The 16992-nt window shown below is 58.3% G+C and carries 19 protein-coding genes; 11 read left to right on the top strand and 8 right to left on the bottom strand.

The window, feature by feature from the left end; translation table 11 throughout:
- Positions 1-68 precede the first annotated feature (68 nt).
- On the top strand, positions 69-791 hold the full coding sequence (locus ACP7BE_RS10995; protein WP_095001554.1) for an OmpA family protein: 723 nt from the start codon (positions 69-71) through the stop codon (positions 789-791).
- 205 nt (positions 792-996) lie between these two features.
- Here the strand turns inward: ACP7BE_RS10995 and ACP7BE_RS10990 are convergent, their stop codons facing one another.
- Entirely contained in the window at positions 997-1431 is a 435-nt protein-coding gene (locus tag ACP7BE_RS10990) for a YhcB family protein (RefSeq protein WP_016779504.1), read from the bottom strand.
- Positions 1432-1570: 139 nt separating this feature from the next.
- Here ACP7BE_RS10990 and ACP7BE_RS10985 point away from each other — a divergent pair, with 139 nt between their 5' ends.
- The 3 genes from ACP7BE_RS10985 (at position 1571) to zapE (ending at position 4772) form a co-directional block, all read left to right on the top strand.
- Positions 1571-2206 (top strand): alpha/beta hydrolase, encoded by a 636-nt coding sequence (locus ACP7BE_RS10985; RefSeq protein WP_426105826.1) that lies wholly within the window; start codon positions 1571-1573, stop codon positions 2204-2206.
- A gap of 24 nt (positions 2207-2230) precedes the next feature.
- Positions 2231-3586: a tryptophan--tRNA ligase gene (locus ACP7BE_RS10980; protein ID WP_426105824.1), complete on the top strand. Its 1356-nt coding sequence runs from the start codon at positions 2231-2233 to the stop codon at positions 3584-3586.
- A 91-nt stretch (positions 3587-3677) separates the two neighbouring features.
- Positions 3678-4772 carry a cell division protein ZapE gene (zapE, locus tag ACP7BE_RS10975; RefSeq protein WP_095001551.1) on the top strand — a complete coding sequence of 365 codons (1095 nt, stop codon included), beginning with the start codon at positions 3678-3680 and terminating at the stop codon, positions 4770-4772.
- A gap of 42 nt (positions 4773-4814) precedes the next feature.
- Here zapE and ACP7BE_RS10970 read toward each other — a convergent pair whose 3' ends face one another.
- From ACP7BE_RS10970 to ACP7BE_RS10960, 3 genes are all read right to left on the bottom strand, one after another.
- Positions 4815-5837 (bottom strand): asparaginase, encoded by a 1023-nt coding sequence (locus ACP7BE_RS10970; protein WP_095001550.1) that lies wholly within the window; start codon positions 5835-5837, stop codon positions 4815-4817.
- Positions 5838-5972: 135 nt separating this feature from the next.
- A complete protein-coding gene (locus tag ACP7BE_RS10965; protein ID WP_169916835.1) occupies positions 5973-6908 on the bottom strand; it encodes a GlxA family transcriptional regulator in 936 nt (311 codons plus the stop codon).
- A gap of 268 nt (positions 6909-7176) precedes the next feature.
- Positions 7177-8217 (bottom strand): NADP(H)-dependent aldo-keto reductase, encoded by a 1041-nt coding sequence (locus ACP7BE_RS10960; protein ID WP_095020340.1) that lies wholly within the window; start codon positions 8215-8217, stop codon positions 7177-7179.
- 246 nt (positions 8218-8463) lie between these two features.
- Between ACP7BE_RS10960 and rplM the strand changes: the two genes are divergently transcribed.
- From rplM to ACP7BE_RS10925, 7 genes are all read left to right on the top strand, one after another.
- Positions 8464-8892 (top strand): 50S ribosomal protein L13, encoded by a 429-nt coding sequence (gene rplM / locus ACP7BE_RS10955; protein WP_007917032.1) that lies wholly within the window; start codon positions 8464-8466, stop codon positions 8890-8892.
- A 14-nt stretch (positions 8893-8906) separates the two neighbouring features.
- Positions 8907-9299, top strand: coding sequence for a 30S ribosomal protein S9 (rpsI, locus tag ACP7BE_RS10950; RefSeq protein WP_003216038.1), 393 nt, complete (start codon positions 8907-8909; stop codon positions 9297-9299).
- A gap of 255 nt (positions 9300-9554) precedes the next feature.
- A complete protein-coding gene (gene petA / locus ACP7BE_RS10945) occupies positions 9555-10148 on the top strand; it encodes a ubiquinol-cytochrome c reductase iron-sulfur subunit (protein ID WP_083369776.1) in 594 nt (197 codons plus the stop codon).
- Entirely contained in the window at positions 10148-11359 is a 1212-nt protein-coding gene (locus tag ACP7BE_RS10940) for a cytochrome b (protein WP_016779512.1), read from the top strand. Before petA ends, ACP7BE_RS10940 begins: the two co-directional genes overlap by 1 nt.
- Positions 11359-12138, top strand: coding sequence for a cytochrome c1 (locus tag ACP7BE_RS10935; protein WP_095018292.1), 780 nt, complete (start codon positions 11359-11361; stop codon positions 12136-12138). The genes ACP7BE_RS10940 and ACP7BE_RS10935 overlap by 1 nt, the downstream gene beginning before the upstream one ends.
- A 186-nt stretch (positions 12139-12324) precedes the next feature.
- Positions 12325-12942 (top strand): glutathione S-transferase N-terminal domain-containing protein, encoded by a 618-nt coding sequence (locus ACP7BE_RS10930; RefSeq protein ID WP_016779514.1) that lies wholly within the window; start codon positions 12325-12327, stop codon positions 12940-12942.
- 17 nt (positions 12943-12959) lie between these two features.
- On the top strand, positions 12960-13373 hold the full coding sequence (locus tag ACP7BE_RS10925; RefSeq protein WP_095001547.1) for a ClpXP protease specificity-enhancing factor: 414 nt from the start codon (positions 12960-12962) through the stop codon (positions 13371-13373).
- Positions 13374-13426: 53 nt separating this feature from the next.
- Here the strand turns inward: ACP7BE_RS10925 and ACP7BE_RS10920 are convergent, their stop codons facing one another.
- From ACP7BE_RS10920 to ACP7BE_RS10905, 4 genes are all read right to left on the bottom strand, one after another.
- Positions 13427-14008 (bottom strand): BON domain-containing protein, encoded by a 582-nt coding sequence (locus tag ACP7BE_RS10920; protein ID WP_095001546.1) that lies wholly within the window; start codon positions 14006-14008, stop codon positions 13427-13429.
- Entirely contained in the window at positions 14005-14598 is a 594-nt protein-coding gene (locus ACP7BE_RS10915) for a phosphoheptose isomerase (RefSeq protein ID WP_095001545.1), read from the bottom strand. Before ACP7BE_RS10915 ends, ACP7BE_RS10920 begins: the two co-directional genes overlap by 4 nt.
- Positions 14599-14732: 134 nt before the next feature.
- The gene (locus ACP7BE_RS10910; RefSeq protein WP_095001544.1) at positions 14733-15098 is read right to left on the bottom strand and encodes a YraN family protein; all 366 of its coding nucleotides are present in this window, start codon (positions 15096-15098) and stop codon (positions 14733-14735) included.
- Positions 15098-16870, bottom strand: coding sequence for a penicillin-binding protein activator (locus ACP7BE_RS10905; protein WP_095018294.1), 1773 nt, complete (start codon positions 16868-16870; stop codon positions 15098-15100). The genes ACP7BE_RS10910 and ACP7BE_RS10905 overlap by 1 nt, the downstream gene beginning before the upstream one ends.
- Positions 16871-16992: the final 122 nt, after the last annotated feature.

Genomic DNA, 16992 nt, shown 5'->3' with positions numbered 1-16992 from the left:
TTCCAAGATTTATAAAGGTCTAATGCCAATGGCCTTTGCCCCTAGAAAGATTGATCAGGAGCTTCACCATGTTCATTTCGCGTCGTTTGATTGTTGCTGCAAGTGCGGTGGCCTTGCTGGCTGGCTGCGCTACGCCTAACCCGTATGACAACCAGGGCCAGGGGTCTTCCGGGACGGGCTTGAGCAAGACTGCCACCTACGGTGGCCTGGGGGCTCTGGCGGGTGCTGTGGCGGGTGCTGCCATCGACCATAACAACCGTGGCAAGGGCGCGCTGATCGGTGCTGCCGTGGCAGGCCTGGGTGCAGCCGGTTATGGCTATTACGCCGACAAGCAGGAAGCAGCCCTGCGTGCGAGCATGGCCAACACGGGCGTTGAAGTTCAGCGTCAGGGCGACAACATCACCCTGGTGATGCCAGGCAACATTACCTTCGCGACCAACTCGGCCAACATTGCGCCCAGCTTCTATCAGCCGCTGAACAACCTGGCGAATTCGCTCAAGCAGTTCAACAACCAGAACCTGATCCAGATCGTGGGTTACACCGACAGCACCGGTAACTACAACTACAACATGCAGCTTTCCCAGCAGCGTGCGCAAAGCGTAGCGACCTACCTGACGTCTCAAGGTGTGAGCGGCCAGTACCTGTCAGTCAAAGGTATGGGCCCGGCTGATCCGATTGCCAGCAACGCCACCGCAGATGGCCGCGCACAGAACCGTCGCGTACAAGTGACACTGGCGCCAATCCCGGGCATGCAATACCAGCAGCCGGGCCAGGTGCAGCAGTACCCTTGATCATTACCTCGTAGCAGCTGCCGAAGGCTGCGTTCGGCTGCGCAGCAGTCGTAAACCCTGAGTGCGGGGTTTGGCTGATATTGCGACCACTTCGTCGTCGAACGCAGCCTGCGGCTGCGGCTGCGGGGGGCGCAAGACACACAACAAAAAGCCCCGCGATCCTTGCAGATCGCGGGGCTTTTTATTGGGCATCCGGCTGGGGAAATTACTTCTTCAGGCCGTAATGCTCATCCAGCATGCCAGGACCGTTCGGGCTTTTTGGTGCGTAGTCCAATGGCGGCTCGGTGCTGTGCGGCGGGGTAATGCGCTCGCGATGCGGTTGTGGCACATCCGGGTGCAGGGCAGCCAGCAGGCGTTGGCGAGTCTGCTCGTCCAGGGCCAAACGGTTGGCGCCCTCGGCGAGGTGTTCTTGCACGTCCTGATAGCTCTGTGTGAGTTTCTTCACCAGGTTGGCGGTGGTGTTGAAGTGGGTAACCACTTCACTTTGGTAACTGTCAAAACGTTCCTGGATGTCGTCCAGCTGACGCTGCGTGCGGTTAGGCACGGCATTGGGCAGCAGACGAGCAACCAGAAAACCAATGGCGACACCGGCAACCAGGGCGAGAGTCGGCAACAACCAAATCAAGAGCGAGTGTTCCACGAGTCCTTCCTCTATAAACGGCTTTGCTTTACGTTAACGGCTCGGACCTGCGCTGTATACCGCGATGCACTCGCAAATATGTCAGACAGAATCTATCAGCTAGACGAGTCGACCCAATCTGAGGTCACGGAGTTCCCTCTTGCTTACCCGCGAAACCCCTGTAGTAATTGCTGGCCCGGTCGGCCAACTGGAAGCCTTGTACCTTGATTGTGCTGAGCCAAAGGGCCTTGCGCTGCTGTGCCACCCCAATCCGGTACAGGGCGGCACCATGATGAATAAAGTGGTTTCGACCTTGCAACGCACTGCCCGCGATGCTGGCCTGATTACCTTGCGATTTAATTACCGCGGCACCGGCGCCAGTGAAGGCAGCCACGATATGGGCGCCGGCGAAGTCGACGATGCCTTTGCAGCAGCCCGGTGGTTGCGCGCCAGACACCCTGACTTGCCGATCACCCTGTTCGGTTTTTCGTTTGGTGGTTTTGTTGCCGCCAGCCTGGGTGGTCGCCTTGAAGCCCAGGGCGAAAAGCTTGAGCGCGTGTTTATGATCGCCCCTGCGGTGATGCGTTTGCGTGACGAAGATGCCTTGCCACATAACTGCCCGCTGACCGTTATCCAGCCTGAAACCGACGAAGTGATCGACCCGCAGCTGGTCTATAACTGGTCAAACGACCTGTCGCGCCCCCATGAGCTGCTGAAAGTGGCAGAATGCGGACACTTTTTTCACGGCAAGCTGCCCGAGCTCAAAGAGTTGGTAGCGCCACGCCTTTCGAATTGATTGCAGCCTGATAAGCGATTACCCATGACCTCTCGTACTCGTATCCTCACCGGCATCACCACCACCGGTACGCCGCACCTGGGCAACTACGCCGGGGCCATCCGCCCTGCGATCGTGGCCAGCCGCGACCCCAACGCCGATTCGTTTTACTTCCTGGCTGACTACCATGCCCTGATCAAGTGCGATGACCCGCTGCGCATCCAGCGTTCGCGTCAGGAAATCGCTGCAACCTGGCTGGCGGCCGGCCTTGATGTCGAGCGTGTGACCTTCTACCGTCAGTCCGATATCCCGGAAATCCCCGAGCTGACCTGGCTGCTGACCTGCGTAGCGGCCAAGGGCCTGCTCAATCGGGCCCATGCCTACAAGGCCTCGGTAGACAAGAACCTGGAAAACGGCGAAGACCCGGATGCGGGCATCACCATGGGCCTGTACAGCTACCCGGTGCTGATGGCTGCGGACATTCTGATGTTCAATGCCAACAAGGTGCCTGTGGGGCGTGACCAGATCCAGCACGTTGAAATGGCCCGTGACATTGGCCAGCGCTTCAACCACCTGTTCGGCAATGGCAAAGAGTTTTTCGCCATGCCCGAAGCGCTGATCGAAGAAAGCGTGGCCACTTTGCCGGGTCTGGACGGTCGCAAGATGTCCAAGAGCTATGACAACACCATTCCGTTGTTCAGCAGCGCCAAGGACATGAAAAGCGCGATTTCGCGCATCGTTACCGACTCCCGTGCACCGGGCGAGGCGAAGGATCCGGACAACTCGCACCTGTTCACCCTGTACCAGGCATTCTCCACGCCTGAGCAGTCGGTTGAGTTCCGCAGCGAGCTGTTGCAGGGCCTGGGCTGGGGCGAAGCGAAAGAGCGCCTGTTCAAGCTGCTGGACGCCGAGCTGGGCGAGTCCCGCGAGCGTTACCACGACTTGATGTCGCGTCCTGATGATATGGAAGACATCCTGCTGGCTGGCGCCCAAAAAGCTCGCAAGATCGCAGCGCCTTTCCTTGTCGAATTGCGTGAAGCCGTTGGCTTGCGCTCGTTTGTCAGTGCCGCGCAAACCACTGCTGCGAGCAAAAAGAAAGCCGCCAAGGGCCCGCGCTTTGTCAGCTTCCGCGACGAAGACGGCAGCTTCCGTTTCCGCCTGCTGGCCGCTGCTGGCGAACAATTGCTGCTGTCGCGCAGCTTTGCCGACGGTAAAACCGCCGGTCAAGTGACCAAGCAGCTGCAATCCGGCGAGCCTCTGGATGTGCGCAGTGACGCGTTGAGCTTCAGTGTCTGGCTGGGCGACACCTGCGTGGCTGACAGCCCGGTATTTGCCGATGCCACAGCCAGAGATGAGGCAATCGAAGCGTTGCGCCTTGCGCTGGTACCCGCTCAAGACTGAGAAAGTGCGACGTTTCGTCTCAGGTTTGATTGCCATTCCCAAGGGTCGTCGCTACAGTGTCGGCCCGTTTTTGTTGCCTTGCTAACGAATTATGACGCCTCTAGAACGATATCAAGCAGATCTGAAACGCCCGGACTTCTTCCACGATGCCGCGCAGGAAAACGCTGTGCGCCATTTGCAGCGCCTGTACGACGACCTGGTCGCTTCCTCGCAGAGCAAGCCGGGCCTTTTCGGCAAGCTGTTCGGCAAAAAGGAGCAGACGCCGGTCAAGGGCCTCTACTTCTGGGGCGGTGTAGGCCGTGGCAAGACATATCTGGTCGATACGTTTTTCGATGCCCTGCCGTTCAAGGAGAAGGTGCGTACCCACTTCCACCGCTTCATGAAGCGCGTGCATGAAGAAATGCGCACCCTCAATGGCGAAAAGAACCCGCTGACCATTATCGCCAAGCGTTTTTCTGACGAGGCGCGGGTGATCTGCTTTGATGAATTCTTTGTGTCGGACATTACCGACGCCATGATTCTCGGCACCTTGATGGAAGAACTGTTCAAAAACGGTGTCACCCTGGTGGCTACGTCGAACATTGTGCCTGACGGTTTGTACAAGGACGGCTTGCAGCGTGCGCGCTTCTTGCCCGCCATTGCGCTGATCAAGCAGAACACCGAAATCGTCAACGTCGACAGCGGCGTCGACTATCGCTTGCGTCACCTTGAGCAGGCCGAACTGTTTCACTTTCCGTTGAACGAAGAGTCCGAGAAGAGCTTGAGAGAAAGCTTCAAGGCGCTGACTCACAACTCCAACAGGGCGATCGAAAACGATGATCTGATCATCGAGAACCGCACCATCCGTGCCTTGCGTACCTGTGATGATGTGGCCTGGTTCGAGTTTCGCGAGTTGTGCGACGGCCCGCGCAGCCAGAATGATTACATCGAGCTTGGCAAGATCTTCAACGCTGTAATCCTCAGCGGTGTAGAGCAGATGGAAGTGAAAACGGACGACATCGCCCGACGCTTTATCAACATGGTCGATGAGTTTTACGACCGCAACGTCAAGCTGATCATCTCGGCTGAAGTCGAGCTGAAAGACCTTTACAAGGGCGGGCGCCTGAACTTCGAGTTCCAGCGTACCCTCAGCCGTTTGCTGGAAATGCAGTCCCATGAATATCTGACGCGGGCGCACAAACCCTAGTCAAAAAAACGGCCTGCATTGCAGGCCTTTTTTATGCCCGCCTCAGGCCTCGGCGGCCTTGAACCCCAGGCGCTGCACGTACTTGGCAATGTCGCGGGCATGCCCGCAACCTATCAGCAGCCATATCAGGATCCGCGCCTTGTACGGGCAGAGAAACCCGCACATCAGCGCGCCGCGGTCGATCAGGTCCATCTCGCTGCCGATAAACCCGTAAGACGCTTCGGCGGTGGGGCCTGAACCTGTTCGTGACGCCACCAGAACCGGAATTTCCGTGGTGACCTGTTCGATCAGGTCGACCCATTCGACACTGACATGCCCGGCCCCGAAAGCACTGACCACCAGCGCGTCATACCCCAGGGCCAGCACATGCTCCAGCAGTACCGTGTCGGCAGACAGTGTTGCTGGCAGCAATGCGACCTTGTGATGAATGCTGCGGGGCATGGGCAGGACAGTGCGTGCGCAGGCTTTGCGCAGATAAAGCACGCGATTTTCGAGCATTAGCCCGGCAGGGCCGAAAAACGGCGAGTTGAAGGCGTCCAGCGTTATTGATGAGCATTTGCGCACATGCAGCGGCTGGTGAATCTGGCCGTTCATTACCACTAGAACGCCTCGCTTGCGGCTCTGTGTATCGAGCGCAACCCTGGAGGCATCCAGCAGATTGGCGGGGCCATCTGCGCCGGGATGATCGCTGGGGTGCATGGCGCCGGTCAGCACAAGTGGCACATCGGCATCCCATAACAGGTCAAGGAAGAATGCAGTTTCTTCCAGGGTGTCGGTGCCTTGGGTGATGACGATGCCCAGCGCGCCCAGCTTCACTTGCTCCTGGGCCCAGATCAGCACTTCAAGCAGCAGATTGAAATCCAGGGAGGCGCTGGGAACCAGGCACAGGGTCTCGATATGAACGTCCAGCCCTTCGTGCAGCTGCGAAATGCCGTCAAGCAGTGCTTCGCCAGTGATCACGGGTTGTGCGCCTGAGCCGGGCTGTGTTGTGCGCATGCTCACGGTGCCACCCAGGGCTCCTATGGAAAGGATGGGCAGGGAGTTGTGATTGAGTCTTTGCGCCATGCTGCGTACCTCCGCCAGTGGCCGGTGAAGCCTCTTCTTGTGAGTGCCCCTGGTTGGAGGGCATTTCATCAGAGGCTTTTTGGGCTGGCGGAGAAATCAGATTGTTCCGCTTGGTGTGTAGTACAACGCTTAGATTTAAGCGACCTGATTGAGGCCTGCATGCAGGAACTGCTGACGATACTGGTTTGGTGAAAGCTCTGTGTGTTGGCGAAACAGGCGCGCGAAGAAGCTTGCGTCGTCGTAGCCCACGTCATAGCTGATGGTCTTGATGCTTTTGCGGGTGGCCGAGAGCAGGCCCTTGGCGGTTTCTATGCGCAGGCGTTGCAGGTAGTGCAAGGGTTTGTCGCCGGTGGCCAGCTGAAAGCGGCGCATGAAGTTGCGGATGCTCATGCCGTGATCGCGGGCGACATCTTCAAAGCGGAACTTGTCGGCGAAGTGCTCTTCGAGCCAATGCTGGATTTGCAGGATGATCACGTCCTGGTGCAGCTTCTGGCCGCCAAAGCCGATGCGCCCCGGGGTGTAATTGCGCTGTACTTCGTAAAGGATGTCGCGGGCCACGGCCTGGGCGATATTGGCGCCGCAAAAACGCTCGATCATGTAAATGTAGAGGTCGCAGGCTGAGGTAGGCCCGCCAGCGCAATAGAGGTTGTCGGCGTCGGTAAGGTGTTTGTCCTGGTTGAGGTGCACCAGGGGATAGCGCCGGGCAAAGGTGTCGAAGAAACGCCAGTAGGTGGTGGCCTCTTTGCCATCGAGCAGCCCGGCTTCAGCGAGCCAGAAGACTCCGGTGGCTTCAGCGCACAGGACAGCGCCGCGGGCATGCTGTTCGCGCAGCCAGGGCAGTACTTGCGGATAGCGCTGGCAGAGGGTGTCGAAATCGTCACCGAAGGCCGGCAGGATAATGATGTCGCTATCCTCCAGACCGCCGTCCACAGGGAGCACCACATTGCTGAAGCTGGTGGCCGGTTTGCCGTCGGGGCTGACCAGGCGTGTCTCGAAAGTGGGGGTCAGGCCTTGTCCCAGCTGCTTGCCGTGACGCAGGCTGGCGAGGTGAAAGAAATCCTTGGCATGCATCAGGGTCGACGCGAAAACCCGATCGATGGCCAAAATGCTGACACGCCGCAGCGGCGTGGAGAGTTGATTAGACATAGACATATTTTGATTATTCTTATAGGTGAAATTGGTCAACTTACGGCTGGATCGTCTTATGTTTTTTCCTGTGTGTCCAGAGGTTGCTGCTTTTGTAGCCGCGGGCTTGCTCGCGATGGCATCCATGGGGTTTCTCTGAAACACCGCGTCGCCTGCATCGCGAGCAAGCCCGCTCCCGCAAGGGGGTGGTGGGTCAAGGTGCCGGGTTTGGCTGGTCCTTGTGGATGGCGTCGATACCGGCCAGCACCTCATCCGACAGTTTCAGGTCGAAGCTGGCGATATTGCTTTCGAGTTGCTCCATGGTCGTGGCACCAATGATATTGCTGGTGACGAACGGTTGGCGGGTGACGAAGGCCAGGGCCATTTGCGCAGGGTCCAGGCCATGTTCGCGGGCCAGTGCCACATAACGCTCGCTGGCAGCCACGGCCTGCGGGTTTGAATAGCGCGAGAAGCGGCTGTAGAGGGTCAGGCGGCCTTTTGGTGGTTGGGCGCCGCCGCCGTACTTGCCCGAGAGCATGCCGAACGCCAGGGGCGAGTAGGCGAGCAGGCCGCACTGCTCGCGAATGGCGATTTCCGCCAGGCCCACTTCAAAGCTGCGGTTGAGCAGGCTGTAGGGGTTCTGGATCGATACGGCGCGCGGCCAGCCGCGACTTTCGGCCAGTTGCAGGAACTTCATGGTGGCCCACGGCGTTTCATTAGACAGGCCGATGTGACGGATCTTGCCGGCCCTGACCTGCTCGTCGAGTGCCTCGAGAGTGTCTTCCAGCGGGGTGAAGTCTTCGTCGGCGTTGTGGGTGTAACCCAACTGGCCGAAGAAGTTGGTGCTGCGCTCGGGCCAGTGCAACTGGTAGAGGTCGATCCAGTCGGTTTGCAGGCGCTTGAGGCTGGCGTCCAGGGCTTGCACGATATGGCTGCGGTTGTGCTTGAGGTGGCCGTCACGGATGTAGTCGATGCCGTTGCCGGGGCCGGCGATCTTGCTCGCCAGCACCCAGTCGGCACGATCACCGCGTTCCTTGAACCAGTTACCGATAAAGCGCTCGGTGGTGGCGTAGGTTTCGGCCTTGGGTGGCACCGGGTACATTTCGGCGGTGTCGATAAAGTTGATGCCGGCATTTTTGGCGCAGGCGATCTGCTCAAAGGCTTCGGCCTGGGTGTTCTGTTCACCCCAGGTCATGGTCCCGAGGGCGATTGCGCTTACTTTCAGATCGGTACGGCCAAGCTTTCGGTAGTCCATCGGGAGCTCCTTCGGGTAAACAAACATAAAAGCAGGTTGTAATTTTTTGCGCAATCTGGATAATTGCCCACCTCTTTCTGCAGTGGAAGTGATGCGCCGCCTGCCGAAGAATCTTGCCGTTGAACGGACGCGCTGACCCGAGCCCCCGATAGCGTCTGTATCCGGCTGCCTTTGACTTGTCAAAGTACGCACTATTCAGTAAGATCCGCCGTCTAATTTACAGGGCGGCCCCTGAGGCTATAAAGAATGAAAACTTTTACTGCTAAACCAGAAACAGTAAAGCGCGACTGGTTTGTCGTCGACGCTGCTGGTCAGACCCTGGGTCGTCTGGCCACCGAGATCGCGAGCCGTCTGCGTGGCAAGCACAAGCCGGAATACACTCCGCACGTTGACACCGGTGACTACATCGTTGTTATCAACGCTGAGCAAATCCGTGTTACTGGTGCTAAAACCACTGACAAGATGTACTACTCTCACTCCGGTTTCCCGGGCGGGATTAAGTCGATCAACTTCGAAAAGCTGATCGCCAAAGCTCCTGAGCGCGTGATCGAGACCGCGGTTAAAGGCATGCTGCCTAAAAACCCACTGGGTCGCGACATGTACCGTAAGCTGAAAGTCTATGCGGGCGCTGCTCACCCTCATACTGCTCAGCAGCCCCAAGAACTGAAGTTTTAACGGAATAGTTCATTATGTCGGCGACTCAAAACTACGGCACTGGCCGTCGTAAAACCGCAACCGCTCGCGTTTTCCTGCGTCCGGGTACCGGTAACATCTCCATCAACAACCGCACTCTGGAGAATTTCTTCGGTCGCGAAACTGCCCGCATGGTAGTTCGTCAGCCGTTGGAACTGACTGAGACTGTCGAGAAATTCGACATCTACGTCACCGTGATCGGTGGTGGTGTAAGTGGTCAAGCTGGCGCAATCCGCCACGGTATCACTCGCGCACTGATGCAGTATGACGAAACCCTGCGTGGCGCTCTGCGCAAAGCTGGCTTCGTTACTCGCGATGCTCGTGAAGTTGAACGTAAGAAAGTCGGTCTGCGTAAAGCGCGTAAGCGTCCGCAGTACTCGAAGCGTTAATTCGCAGCTTCGTTCAAAAAAGCCCAGCCTCCTTCGGGAGCTGGGCTTTTTTTATGGGCGATGATTTAGCGGTGTGACAACTTGCCACATCCAGCAAACGCCTATACTACAAGGCCTGTAGCCGCCCCAGAGCGGTAATTACCTTGTAAGACTAGGGGCTTTTCATTACCATTCTGCAAAATTTTTATAAGTAATAGATGCATATTTAGTAGATGCCTGATTTAACAGGCCACAAAGCTGATGGGAGAGGACTGAATGAGCAATGACGGCGTAAATGTCGGCCGGCGTCGCTTCCTCGTAGCAGCCACATCCGTGGTGGGTGCTGCAGGAGCGGTGGGGGCGGCGGTCCCGTTCGTGGGGTCGTGGTTTCCCAGTGCCAAGGCGAAAGCCGCTGGCGCACCGGTGAAAGTGAATATTGCAAAGGTTGAGCCAGGTCAGCAAATGATTGCTGAATGGCGTGGCCAGCCGGTATTCATCGTACGTCGCACCGAGGAAATCCTGGCAAATCTGAAGAAGATTGAAGGGCAGCTTGCTGACCCGGATTCCAAGCAATCTGATCAGCCTGCTTATGTAAATCCGGAGCTGCGGTCGATCAAGCCAGAAATTCTGTTGTTGATCGGTATTTGCACCCACTTGGGTTGCTCGCCTACGTTCCGTCCCGAGGTCGCGCCGGTTGATCTTGGCAAGGACTGGGTAGGCGGCTATTTCTGCCCTTGTCATGGTTCGCACTATGATCTGGCCGGCCGCGTGTACAAGGCCCAGCCAGCGCCGCTGAACCTGCCAGTGCCGCCGTACTACTATGAGACGGACAACATTGTCGTCGTTGGCCTCGATGGGGAGAACGCGTAATGAGCAAGTTCATGGATTGGGTAGATGCCCGCTTCCCCGCCACCAAAATGTGGGAAGACCACCTCAGCAAGTATTACGCTCCGAAGAACTTCAACTTCTTCTATTTCTTTGGTTCTCTCGCACTGCTCGTTCTGGTCAACCAGATCGTTACCGGTGTGTGGCTGACCATGAGCTACACGCCATCGGCAGAAGAGGCGTTTGCTTCTGTCGAATACATCATGCGTGACGTCGAATACGGTTCAATCCTGCGCTTGCTGCACTCTACCGGTGCATCGGCGTTCTTTATCGTCGTCTACCTGCACATGTTCCGCGGCCTGCTCTACGGCTCTTACCAGAAGCCCCGTGAGCTGGTCTGGCTGTTCGGCATGATGATTTATCTGGCCCTGATGGCTGAAGCCTTTATGGGTTACCTGCTGCCTTGGGGGCAAATGTCCTACTGGGGCGCCCAGGTGATCATTTCGCTGTTCGGTGCGATCCCGGTTATCGGTAACGACCTGACCCAGTGGATTCGTGGTGACTACCTGATCTCCGGTATTACCCTCAACCGCTTCTTTGCCCTTCACGTCGTGGCCTTGCCTATCGTAATCCTGGGCCTGGTGGTGCTGCACATTCTTGCCCTGCACGAAGTCGGCTCCAACAACCCGGACGGCGTGGATATCAAGAAACACAAAGACGAAAACGGCATACCGCTGGATGGCATTCCCTTCCACCCGTACTACACCGTGAAAGATATCGTCGGCGTAGTGGTATTCCTGTTTATCTTCTGCTCGATTGTGTTCTTCTTCCCGGAAATGGGTGGTTACTTCCTGGAAAAACCGAACTTTGAACAGGCTAACGCCTTTAAAACGCCGGAACACATTGCCCCTGTCTGGTACTTCACGCCGTTCTACGCGATCTTGCGTGCCATCCCGGACAAGCTGCTTGGCGTGATTGCCATGGGCGCCGCGATTGCCGTGCTGTTCGTGTTGCCGTGGCTTGACCGCAGTCCGGTCAAATCCATGCGCTACAAAGGCTGGATGAGCAAGGTATGGCTGTGGGTGTTCTGCATCTCCTTCGTGATTCTGGGTGTGCTGGGTGTCTTGGCTCCTACCCCGGGCCGCACGCTGCTGTCGCAGGTGTGTACGTTCCTGTACTTCGCCTACTTCATTCTGATGCCGTTCTACACCAGGCTTGAGAAGACCAAACCGGTTCCGGAAAGGGTGACTGGCTGATGAAAAAGCTATTTGCTGTATTGATGTTCGCGGTAATGCCTGTGTTCTCCTTTGCGGCAGAGCAAGGCGTGCAGCTCGACAAGGTCGACATCGATGTTTCTGACAAGGCGGCCCTGCAGGATGGTGCGCGTACGTTCGCCAACTACTGCATGGGTTGTCACAGTGCCAAGTTCCAGCGTTATGAGCGGGTCGCTGATGACCTGGGCATTCCCCATGAGGTCATGCTCGATAACCTGGTGTTCACCGGTGCCAAGATTGGCGACCACATGAAAATCGGCATGCAGCCCAACGACGCCAAGGCCTGGTTCGGTGCTGCACCGCCGGACTTGACGCTGGTAGCCCGTGTGCGTGGCACAGACTGGCTGTACAGCTACCTGCGTGCCTTTTACGAAGACCCGTCGCGCCCTTGGGGTGTGAACAACAAAGTGTTCCCGAACGTGGGCATGCCCAACGTGCTGGCACCGTTGCAGGGTCGTCAGGTTATCGGTTGCAAGCAAGTACAGATCGTCGAAGACGGCAAGAAGCAGTATGATCCGCTCACCGGCACGCCTTTGACCCATGAAGCGTGCGACCAGCTGACAGTGCTGCCAAAAACCGGCGCCCTGACTGAAGAGCAGTTCGATGAGAAGATCAAGAACCTTGTGACCTTCCTGGCCTACTCGGCCAACCCGGTGAAGCTGGAGCATCAGCGCATCGGTACTTACGTGCTGATCTACCTGGCCTTCCTTTTTGTATTCGCTTATCTGCTCAAGCGCGAATACTGGAAAGATGTGCACTGATATAGTTACACGCAATGCTGTTAATCGTGCGCGCCCAAGGGTGTCTCTGAAAAGGTAACAGTGCAGGGCGGGTGACAGGCGGGGTCAATGACCTTGCCAGTCACCTGGCCTGTGGTTATCAGAGGCTTTCCTTGGGCGCGTTCGTTTTTCCGCTCCCGATAATTTCAACAAGCGAGGAGGACCGCCATGGGCGTGACCAATCGGTTGGCCTGTTACTCCGACCCCGCCGACCACTATTCCCACCGAGTGCGCATTGTGCTCGCAGAGAAAGGTGTCAGCGCCGAGATCATCAGTGTGGAGGCGGGCCGTCAGCCGCCGAAGCTGATCGAAGTGAACCCCTACGGCAGCCTGCCAACCCTGGTCGATCGTGACCTGGCGTTGTGGGAGTCGACTGTGGTGATGGAATATCTGGATGAGCGCTATCCGCATCCGCCGCTGTTGCCGGTGTACCCGGTGGCACGGGCCAATAGCCGCCTGCTGATTCATCGTATTCAGCGCGACTGGTGTGCGCTGGTCGACCTGATTCTTGATTCGCGGACCAAGGAGCCGGCGCGCGTGCAAGCCCGCAAGGAGTTGCGCGAGAGCCTGACGGGTGTTTCTGCATTATTTGCCGACAAACCTTTTTTCCTCAGTGATGAGCAAAGTCTGGTCGACTGCTGTCTATTGCCGATACTCTGGCGTCTGCCTGTTTTGGGTATTGAATTGCCGCGGCCAGCCAAGCCGTTGCTCGACTATATGGAGCGCCAATTTGCGCGTGAGGCTTTCCAGGCGAGTCTGTCTGGTGTCGAACGCGACATGCGCTAAAGCTTTAGGAGCCCTCGATGAATTCAAGTCGACCTTATCTGGTGCGTGCGCTCTACGAGTGGATCGTTGATAACGACTGCACTCCGCACATGCTGGTTAACTCTGACTACCCCAAGGTGCAAGTGCCTGCGGGTTTTGCCAGTGACGGGCAGATTGTCCTCAATGTTTCGCCAACCGCCGTGCGTCAATTGCACATGGACAACGAAGCAGTAAGCTTTGAAGGGCGCTTTGGTGGTGTACCACACACCTTGTACGTGCCTATTGCAGCCATTCTGGGCGTTTACGCCCGTGAGAACGGTCAGGGCATGGTGTTTGACCTGGAAGAGCCTCTCGAGGCTGATGACGAGGTTGAGCCGGGTGACGATAGTCCGCCGCCAGGATCCGAGCCGCCGCGACCTACAGGTCGGCCAAGCCTGAAAGTGGTGAAGTAATAAAAAAGGCGACCTGAAAAGGTCGCCTTTTTTGTGTCTGGCAGCCGTGGCCGTCAGTCGATGTACTCAAACAGTTTGACGATTTTCTGCACCCCGGAAACACCTTGCACCAGGCTGGTGGCGCGGGCGGCCTCCTGTTTGGTGACCAGGCCGAGCATGTAGACGATACCGTTCTCGGTGACGATTTTGATGCGTGAGCCAGGGATGGCGCTGTCAGTCAGCATCTGGGTCTTGATTTTGGTGGTCAGCCAGGCGTCGTTGTTGCGCGCCAGGATTGACGAAGGAGCCATGACCTGCAGCTCGTTGTTGACCTTTTTCACCCGCTGGACTGAAGCTGCCGCCTGTTCGGCCTGGGCCTTGAGGTCTGCACGCGGGGTCTGGCCGGCCAGCAGCACGATACCGTTGTAGCTGGTGACGACGATGTGCGAACCGGTATCCAGATCCGGATTGGCCTTGGCCACGTTCACGGCGACCTTGGTTTCGATCAGCGAGTCATCGATTTTGCTGCCGAAGGTGCGGGTGCCGCGATCATCCTCGATAGGGGTGTCGCGGGTAGCGGTCAGTACCGAGCTGCAACCGGCGGTCAGACCAAGACACAGGGTCAGGGCTACCAGGCCTAGGCGATTTAAAGTCATTCTTCACTCCCGAACAGTTGGCTGTCGATCAGATCGCACAAGCAGTGGATCGCCAGCAGGTGGACTTCTTGGATGCGTGCAGTGACGCTGGAAGGAACGCGGATCTCCACGTCCTCGGGTAGCAGCAGCGAGGCCATGCCGCCGCCATCACGGCCCGTCATTGCGACCACGATCATTTCGCGATCGTGGGCCGCCTGGATGGCCTGGATGATGTTGGCCGAGTTGCCGCTGGTGGAAATGGCCAGCAGCACGTCGCCGGGCTGGCCCAGGGCGCGGATCTGCTTGGAGAAAATTTCGTTGAAGCTGTAGTCGTTGGCGATCGAGGTGATCGTCGACGTGTCGGTGGTCAGTGCGATGGCAGGCAGGCTCGGGCGCTCGCGCTCGAAGCGGTTGAGCAGCTCGGATGAGAAGTGCTGGGCGTCGCCTGCCGACCCGCCATTGCCGCACGAGAGCATCTTGCCTTCATTGAGCAGTGCGTTAACCATCACCTGGCTGGCTTGCTCGATATGAGGGGCAAGCACTTCCATCGCCTGCTGCTTGGTGTCGATGCTGGCCTGAAAAAGCTGGCGAATCCGGGATTGCATGTCCATCTATGTGACCTTAAGTAGGGCGGCTGGTCGGGCGTGAACCAGGTGTTCCTGGGTGACTTCCCGGCACAAGAATGTGCAGCCCGCAAAGCAAAGCAAAATCGTTGAAAAAGGGAGCTGGAATCGGCCTGGCAGCGCTACTGGCTGTCAAAGGCATTCCGTAGCCAGTTCAGTCGGGGTGTTGTGCTGTCCATCGTCACCACGTCAAAGCGGCACGGGTGATTGGCCCAGCGTGTCTGTTGCTGCAAGAAATGCTGGGCGGCAAGTATCAGTTTTTGACGCTTGCGGCCGTCAATACTGGCCAGTGCGCCACCCCATTGCGCATGTTGACGGTAACGAACTTCGACGAATACTACTGTATCGCCGTCAAGCATGACCAGATCCAGCTCGCCGCGCCTGCATGCCCAGTTCTGTGCCAGCAGGCGCAAACCCTGTTGCTCAAGATGCCGCAGCGCGAGGCGCTCGGCATCCTTGCCAGTTTGCTGGCTTGAGCGTTCGGGCATCAGTTGGCGGTAGCCGGCAGGCGTTGAGGCTGGCCATTGGCGAATTCGGCCCATTGCAGTTGACGTTCTACACGTTGGGTCGGGCTCATGCTCAAGCTGCCGGACATACCGTCGATCCGGCTGTCGGGCAGGGCTTTAAGCTGGCCCAGGCTCGGTGCCAGGCGATAGGCGTCGATACCCATCGCATACAGGCGGCCCAGGCTGCCGCCTGCTTGCGGCCATTGTGCGGTCACTTGCTGGCGTAGCGGGTTGTTCGGGTCGAGGAGCCAGGGGGTCTCGCAAAAACGGATGCCGTTCATGTCGTTGTACTGGTTCTGGTCGCCGCTGGCGCTGAATACGTGGGAGGTTGCGTATACCGGCAGATCACCTGCGTACTGGTAGTTCAGCGTGGGTTTGATCTGCTGGGCCTGCTGCGGGGTCGCGGCGAGGAACAGGAACTGCATGTCCTGGCGACGCGTTGGTTCGCTCGAGCCGCCGTTTTTGCGCAGTTGCACCAGATCGGCCACTTGCTGGGCGAGGGCTACAGGTTTGTCGATATGTTCAACGCCAACGACGGTGCCGCCATGGGCTTCCCATTCCTGGCGGAATGCCTTGAGCACGCGATCGCCCCACTCACCGACCGGGACCATGGCGCCAGCGCGGGTCAGGCCGTCGGCCCGGGCGCGGCGAGCCACTTCGCGGGCTTCGTCTTCAGCCGCCAGACCGAACTGAAACAGTTGCGCCGGGCCTTGGGTGCCCTCGCTGTAGTTCAGGGCCAGGGTGGTAATCGGCAGTTGCGGGCGGCTGTTCAGTTGCTTGACCAGGTTTTTTTCCAGTGGGCCAACCACCAGTTGCACGCCGTCGGCTTGTGCCTGGCGGTAGAACTCGTCCAGCGAGGTCAGGCGCGAGCTGTCATAGAACTGAATGCTCGGCGGGTTCTGGCCGGCTTGCTGGGCCTGATAATGTGCAGCCATAAAGCCATCACGCAGTGCTTTGCTCACCGAGGCCAGTTGGCCGTCCTGTGGCAGCAGCAGGGCGATCTTGGTCAGGGGCTGGCTGGCCAGCTCCTTGAGCTTGACCAGTGGGGTCGGCAGCTGGATAGCGGCCGGGTGGGCCGGGTTCTGTGCGCGCCATTGATCAATCGCGTTCTGTTGGTCTTGCAGGGTGCCGGCGCTTTTCACCGCCAGGGCCAGGGACATCCAGCCGCTCAGTACATCATTGCCCTGGGCGTGCAGTTGCTCGGCCGGCAAGCTGGCCACCAGTGCCCAGATAGCGTCGTTGTTGCTGTTGGCGGCATCGCCGGTCAGGTTCGGGCTCAGCGCTGCGCGTTCACGGGCGGCGGCCAGGGCCTGGCCGTCAGCCTCCAGGGCGCGGGCATGTACGGTACGGGTGCGCACTTGCAGGTCGACGGGCAGCTCGCCCAGGATCGATGTGCTTGGATGATTCAGGGCGGCGACTGCGGCCTTGGGATCATTGCGGTTCATCGCCAGTTCGGCTGCCAGGGTGTTGGCAAAAACCTGTTGTGCGGGCTTGAGCTGGTCCAGCGGGACCATGGCCAGGATCTGCGCGGCGCGGGCGTTGTTTTGCTGGCGCAGGGCAAGGTCGGCTGCCGACAGGCGCAACAGGGCGGCCTTTTCCGGATTGGTGCTCTCGGTGGCCTGCTGGAGCAATTGCTCAAGGCTGGCATCCGGGGTCCGTGGAAGTTCGCCAAGGCTGGACGAGGGCGAGCTGGCGCAAGCCGCCAGCAGGGCAGCAAGGCAGAGGGCAGTGAACAGCCGCAGGCAAGCGATCATGTAGTGTTCCTGATACTCGATCAAATGAGTTGGGAAGTGTACCCAAGCACTGGCCGGGGCGCGATGTTAGAGGCAATAAAGCCTGAATTTAGATGCGTTATGTACGTTGTGGCATTAAAAGT

The sequence above is a fragment of the Pseudomonas sp. TWR1-1-3 genome, assembly GCF_049896805.1.
GTDB classification, from domain to species: Bacteria; Pseudomonadota; Gammaproteobacteria; order Pseudomonadales; family Pseudomonadaceae; genus Aquipseudomonas; species Aquipseudomonas bubulae.
This window is presented reverse-complemented; position numbering and strand designations above follow the sequence as displayed.

Bases quoted from the DNA above. Each gene is read 5' to 3' on its own strand.
- rpsI (WP_003216038.1), top strand. From the start codon at position 8,907: ATGTCGGCGACTCAAAACTACGGCACTGGCCGTCGTAAAACCGCAACC.
- zapE (WP_095001551.1), top strand. From the start codon at position 3,678: ATGACGCCTCTAGAACGATATCAAGCAGATCTGAAACGCCCGGACTTC.
- ACP7BE_RS10910 (WP_095001544.1), bottom strand. From the start codon at position 15,098: ATGCCCGAACGCTCAAGCCAGCAAACTGGCAAGGATGCCGAGCGCCTC.
- ACP7BE_RS10920 (WP_095001546.1), bottom strand. From the start codon at position 14,008: ATGACTTTAAATCGCCTAGGCCTGGTAGCCCTGACCCTGTGTCTTGGT.
- ACP7BE_RS10965 (WP_169916835.1), bottom strand. From the start codon at position 6,908: ATGCATGCCAAGGATTTCTTTCACCTCGCCAGCCTGCGTCACGGCAAG.
- ACP7BE_RS10980 (WP_426105824.1), top strand. From the start codon at position 2,231: ATGACCTCTCGTACTCGTATCCTCACCGGCATCACCACCACCGGTACG.
- ACP7BE_RS10930 (WP_016779514.1), top strand. From the start codon at position 12,325: ATGGGCGTGACCAATCGGTTGGCCTGTTACTCCGACCCCGCCGACCAC.
- petA (WP_083369776.1), top strand. From the start codon at position 9,555: ATGAGCAATGACGGCGTAAATGTCGGCCGGCGTCGCTTCCTCGTAGCA.
- ACP7BE_RS10915 (WP_095001545.1), bottom strand. From the start codon at position 14,598: ATGGACATGCAATCCCGGATTCGCCAGCTTTTTCAGGCCAGCATCGAC.
- ACP7BE_RS10960 (WP_095020340.1), bottom strand. From the start codon at position 8,217: ATGGACTACCGAAAGCTTGGCCGTACCGATCTGAAAGTAAGCGCAATC.
- ACP7BE_RS10925 (WP_095001547.1), top strand. From the start codon at position 12,960: ATGAATTCAAGTCGACCTTATCTGGTGCGTGCGCTCTACGAGTGGATC.
- ACP7BE_RS10995 (WP_095001554.1), top strand. From the start codon at position 69: ATGTTCATTTCGCGTCGTTTGATTGTTGCTGCAAGTGCGGTGGCCTTG.
- ACP7BE_RS10970 (WP_095001550.1), bottom strand. From the start codon at position 5,837: ATGGCGCAAAGACTCAATCACAACTCCCTGCCCATCCTTTCCATAGGA.
- rplM (WP_007917032.1), top strand. From the start codon at position 8,464: ATGAAAACTTTTACTGCTAAACCAGAAACAGTAAAGCGCGACTGGTTT.
- ACP7BE_RS10905 (WP_095018294.1), bottom strand. From the start codon at position 16,870: ATGATCGCTTGCCTGCGGCTGTTCACTGCCCTCTGCCTTGCTGCCCTG.
- ACP7BE_RS10935 (WP_095018292.1), top strand. From the start codon at position 11,359: ATGAAAAAGCTATTTGCTGTATTGATGTTCGCGGTAATGCCTGTGTTC.
- ACP7BE_RS10940 (WP_016779512.1), top strand. From the start codon at position 10,148: ATGAGCAAGTTCATGGATTGGGTAGATGCCCGCTTCCCCGCCACCAAA.